The sequence below is a fragment of the Streptomyces sp. SAS_281 genome (assembly GCF_052542855.1).
Genome location: NZ_JBMNDO010000215.1, coordinates 1 through 5,077, shown reverse-complemented (window position 1 = coordinate 5,077; position 5,077 = coordinate 1). Strand labels below are relative to the sequence as shown.

Sequence of the window (5,077 nt, the reverse complement as noted above, 5' to 3'; positions counted from 1 at the left end):
GGTCGTGAAGGTGTTGGACGAGCGGTTGGGTGTGTCGGTTCGTGAGGTGGTGTGGGGCGAGGACCCTGCGGCGTTGAACCGGACGATGTATGCGCAGGCTGGTTTGTTCGCTGTTGAGGTGGCGTTGTTCCGGCTGGTGGAGTCGTGGGGTGTCCGTCCGGATGTTGTGGCGGGGCACTCGATCGGTGAGCTGGCGGCGGCGCATGTGGCAGGTGTGTTGTCGCTGGAGGATGCGGCGACGTTGGTGGCGGCGCGTGGGCGGTTGATGCAGGCGTTGCCCGAGGGTGGTGCGATGGTGGCGGTGCAGGCCGCTGAGGCGGACGTGCTGCCGCTGCTGTCCGACGGTGTGGGTATCGCCGCGGTCAACGGGCCGTCGTCCGTCGTGATCTCCGGCGTTGAGGCCGAAGTCGTCAGGGTGGCGGAGGAGTTGGCCGGTCGGGGGTGCAAGACGAAGCGGCTGGCGGTGTCGCATGCGTTCCACTCGGCGTTGATGGAGCCGATGCTGGAGGAGTTCCGTGCGGTCGCCGAGTCCGTGACCTACGGGCAGGCGCGGGTGGCGGCGGTTTCCACGGTCACCGGTCTCGCGGTGGAAGGGGAGTGGTCGACGGCCGAGTACTGGGTCGATCAGGTGCGCCGGCCGGTGCGGTTCGCGGACGCGGTGGGGACGTTGGCGGGTCGTGGTGTGACGACGTTCGTGGAGTTGGGTCCGGATGCCGCGCTCGTGCCGATGGGGGCCGAGTGCGTCACCCCGGACGGCGACGGTGACGGTGATGTCGATGAGGTCGCGTTCGTAGCGGTGCAGCGTCGTGACCGTGACGAGGTCGTGGAGCTGCTCACGGGCATCGGGCGGCTGTACGCCCGAGGGGCGGACGTGGACTGGCGGGCGTACTTCGCGGGCACCTCCGCCCGTACCACCGACCTGCCCACCTACGCCTTCCAGCACCGGAGGTACTGGCTGGACGGCGTCGCCACGGGCCTCGGCCATGTGGGAGCCGTCGGCCAGGACGCCGTCGAGCACCCCATGCTGAGCGCGGCGGTGGCGTCGCCCGACACCGGTTCCGTCGTGCTGACCGGCCGTATCTCGGCTGAGGGACAGCGGTGGATCGCCGACCACCGGGTGCTCGGCGGGATCCTTCTGCCGGGCACGGGTTTCGTCGAACTCGCCGTGCGTGCCGGTGACGAGGTCGGGTGCCCGACGCTCGACGAACTGACGCTGGAAGCGCCGCTGATCCTGGCCGAGCGCGGGGCGGTCGCCCTGCGGGTGGTCGTCGGCGCGCCCCGGACGGACGGCGCCCGGACGGTGCACATCTACTCCCGCGCCGAGCACGACCACGAACAGCAGTGGACCCGGCACGCCGCCGGCCTGGTCGTACCCCGGACGGCGCAGGCCACGTTCGACCTCGCGCAGTGGCCGCCGCCCGGCGCCGAGGAGATCCCGGCCGAGCACGCGTACGACGTGCTGACCGAGCGCGGTTACGGCTACGGCCCCGCCTTCCAAGGGCTGCGCCGCATGTGGCGGCAGGGCGACGACGTGTTCGCCGAGGTCACCCTTCCCGAGCCCGCCCGCTCGGAGGCAGCCCGCTTCGGTCTGCACCCGGCGCTGCTCGACGCGGCCATGCACGCGGACCTCCTCAGCGAGGCCGACAGCGATGACGCCGCCACGCTGTTGCCGTTCGTGTGGAACGGGATAACGCTCCACGCCTCGGGCGCGGCCGACCTGAGGGTCCACATCCGCAGGCTGCGCGGGGACGAGGTCTCCGCCATGTGGGTGGCCGACCAGCAGGGCCGGCCGGTGGCGACCGTCGAGTCGTTGGTGGCGCGCCCCGTCTCCGCCGAGCAGCTCGACGCGGCCAGGGGCGGCCACAACGCCTCCCTGCTGCGGCTCGACTGGCGCACCGCTCCCGCCTTCGAGACGGGGACGGCGGGCGAGCGGCTCCCTGCCCTGCCCGATGTCCGGGGCAACGACGGCCCCTTCCCGCCGTTCGTCCTCGCCCGCCTCAGCACCGCGCGGCATGCCGACGTGCTTTCCGGAGTCCGGGAAGTGGCCGAGGAGGCCCTGGAGGCCGTCCAGTCCTGGCTGGCCGATCCCCGCGCCACCGGTTCCACGATGGTCGTCGTCACGACGAACGCCGTGGCCCCCCGCCCGCAGGACGCCGTCGACCTGGCCCAGGCCCCCGTATGGGGTCTGGTCCGGGCGGCCCAGGAGGAGAACCCCGGCCGCTTCGTACTGATCGACACCGACGGCACGGACGCCTCCACCGCCCTGCTCGACACGGCGGCCCGCTCCGGCGAGCGTGAACTCGCCCTGCGTGACGGCGAGGTGCTGCTGCCCCGTCTCGCACCTGCCACCGGTGCCGCCTCCGAGGGCGCCGTGCACTGGGACCCCGACGGCACCGTCCTCATCACCGGCGGCACCAGCGGCCTGGGCGCCATGGTCGCCCGGCACCTGGTCACCGAACACGGGGTGCGGCACCTGCTGCTCGCCAGCAGGCGCGGTGACGGGGCGCCCGGCGCAGCCGAACTGCGCGCCGAGCTCACCGAGGCAGGCGCGGACGTCACCATCTCCGCGTGCGACGTCGCCGACCGCGACGCCCTGGCCGGGCTGCTCGCCGCGATCCCCGCCGCGCACCCCCTCAAGGGAGTGGTGCACGCGGCGGCGGTCGCCGACAGCGGCCTGGTCGGCACCCTGACACCGGAGAGGTTCGACACCGTTCTGCGGCCGAAGGCGGACACCGCCTGGCACCTGCACGAGCTGACCCGCGAGACGGACCTGACGGCCTTCGTGCTGTTCTCCTCCGCCGGCGGGCTGGTGTTGGCCGCGGGACAGGCCAACTACGCGGCGGCCAACGTGTTCCTCGACGCCCTCGCCCAGCACCGTGCCGCCGCCGGGCTCCCCGCACACGCACTCGCCTTCGGCATGTGGGCGGCGGACACCGGACTCGGCGGTCCGCTCGACGAGACGGATCTCGCCCGCATGCGGCGGCTCGGCCTGCCCGCGCTCGCCCCGGCCCGCGGCCTGGAGCTCTTCGACGACGCCCTGGCCATGGGCGGCCGGCCGGTGCTCGTGCCGCTCGACACCGATCCGGCCGCGCTGCGCGCCCGCGCCGACGAGGTCCCCGCGGCCCTGCGCGGCTTCGTCCGCGGCCCTGCCCGGCGTGTCGTGGAGGCCGCCGGCACGGCGCTCGGCGGCTCGGAGTTCGAGCAGCGGATGCAGGCTCTGTCCGGTGCCGACCGGGAGCGCGCGCTGCTCGACCTCGTGCGCGGACAGGCGGCCTCGGTACTCGGCCACGGCGGTGCCGACGAGGTGCAGCCCGACCGCGCCTTCCGCGAGCTCGGCTTCGACTCCCTGGCGGCCGTCGAACTGCGCAACGCCCTGACCCAGGCCACCGGTCAGCGGCTGCCCGCGACCCTCGTCTTCGACTTTCCGACCTCACGCGCGATCGCCGCGCACCTCGCCGGCCGTTTCGCGGACACGGGAACCGCGCCCGTCCCTGTGGCCGCGACGCCGGCACAGGCACCGGGCGGTGCGGACGACCCCATCGCCATCATCGGCATCAGTTGCCGCTTCCCGGGCGGTGTCCGTTCACCCGAGGACCTGTGGCGGCTCGTCGCCGAGGGCCGCGACGTGATCGGTGGCTTCCCGGACGACCGCGGATGGGACGTCGAGGCGCTCTTCGACCCGGAGCCGGGCCGCGTGGGCAAGACCTACGTGCGGGACGGAGGATTCCTCCACGACGCGGCGGAGTTCGACCCCGAGTTCTTCGGCATCATGCCGCGCGAGGCACTGGCCATGGACCCGCAGCAGCGGCTGCTGCTCCAGGGGGCCTGGGAGGCGTTCGAGCGCGCCGGCATCGCCCCCGACACCATGCGCGGCACCAGGACCGGTGTGTACACCGGCCTGATGTACCACGAGTACGGCAGCAGGCCGGGTGAGGTCCCCGAGGACCTGACCGGCTACCTCGGGAACGGCAGCGCGGGCAGCATCGCCTCGGGACGGGTGGCCTACACCCTCGGTCTCGAAGGCCCCGCCGTCACCGTGGACACGGCGTGCTCGTCGTCCCTCGTGGCGCTGCACATGGCGTGCCAGGCGCTGCGCCAGGGCGAGGTCACCATGGCGCTGGCCGGCGGTGTCACCGTCATGCCGACCCCCGAGATCTTCGTCGACTTCAGCCAGCAGCGCGGTCTCGCCGCGGACGGCCGGTGCAAGGCGTTCGCGGGAGCGGCCGACGGCACGGGCTGGTCCGAGGGCATCGGTCTGCTCCTCGTCGAGAGGCTGTCGGACGCGCGCCGCAACGGACACCCCGTTCTGGCCGTCGTACGCGGCAGTGCGATCAACCAGGACGGCGCGTCCAACGGGCTCACCGCCCCGAACGGCCCCTCGCAGCAGCGGGTGATCCACCAGGCGCTGACCGCCGCGGGCCTCACCACTTCGGACGTCGACGCCGTCGAGGGCCACGGCACCGGTACACGGTTGGGTGACCCGATCGAAGCGCAGGCGTTGCTGGCGACGTACGGCCAGGACAGGCCGGCCGGCCTGCCCCTGCTGCTCGGCTCCATCAAGTCGAACATCGGCCACGCACAGGCGGCTGCCGGCGTCAGCGGTGTGATCAAGATGGTGATGGCGTTGCGGGAGGGTGTGCTTCCTGCGACGTTGCATGTGGATGAGCCGTCGCCGGAGGTGGACTGGTCGGCGGGTGCGGTGGAGCTGCTGACGCGGGAGCGGGCGTGGCCGGTTGTGGAGGGTCGTCCGCGTAGGGCGGGTGTGTCGTCGTTCGGTCTGAGTGGGACGAATGCGCATGTGATCCTCGAAGAGGCGCCTGCTGCCGAGAAGCCCGTGGAGGTTTCGGCCGTCGGGTTGCCGGTGGTGCCGTGGGTGGTGTCGGGCCGTAGTGCGGAGGCGTTGCGCACCCAGGCGGCGGCGCTGCTTGCGCACGTTCGTGAGGTGGGCGATGTCAGCCCCGAGGACGTGGCGTTCTCCCTGGTGACGTCGCGTGCGTCGTTGGAGCACCGTGCTGTGGTGGTCGGGGGCGACCGTGAGGCGTTGGTGAGCGGGCTTTCGGCGCTGGCCGAGGGTGTG

1 protein-coding gene is annotated in these 5,077 nt (G+C 72.8%); it reads left to right on the top strand.

Annotation, left to right across the window (positions count from 1 at the left end; all coding sequences use genetic code 11):
- Positions 1-5,077, top strand: a 5,077-nt coding sequence (locus ACN6LM_RS37430) for an SDR family NAD(P)-dependent oxidoreductase (RefSeq protein WP_445069889.1), incomplete at both ends; no start/stop codon positions are given.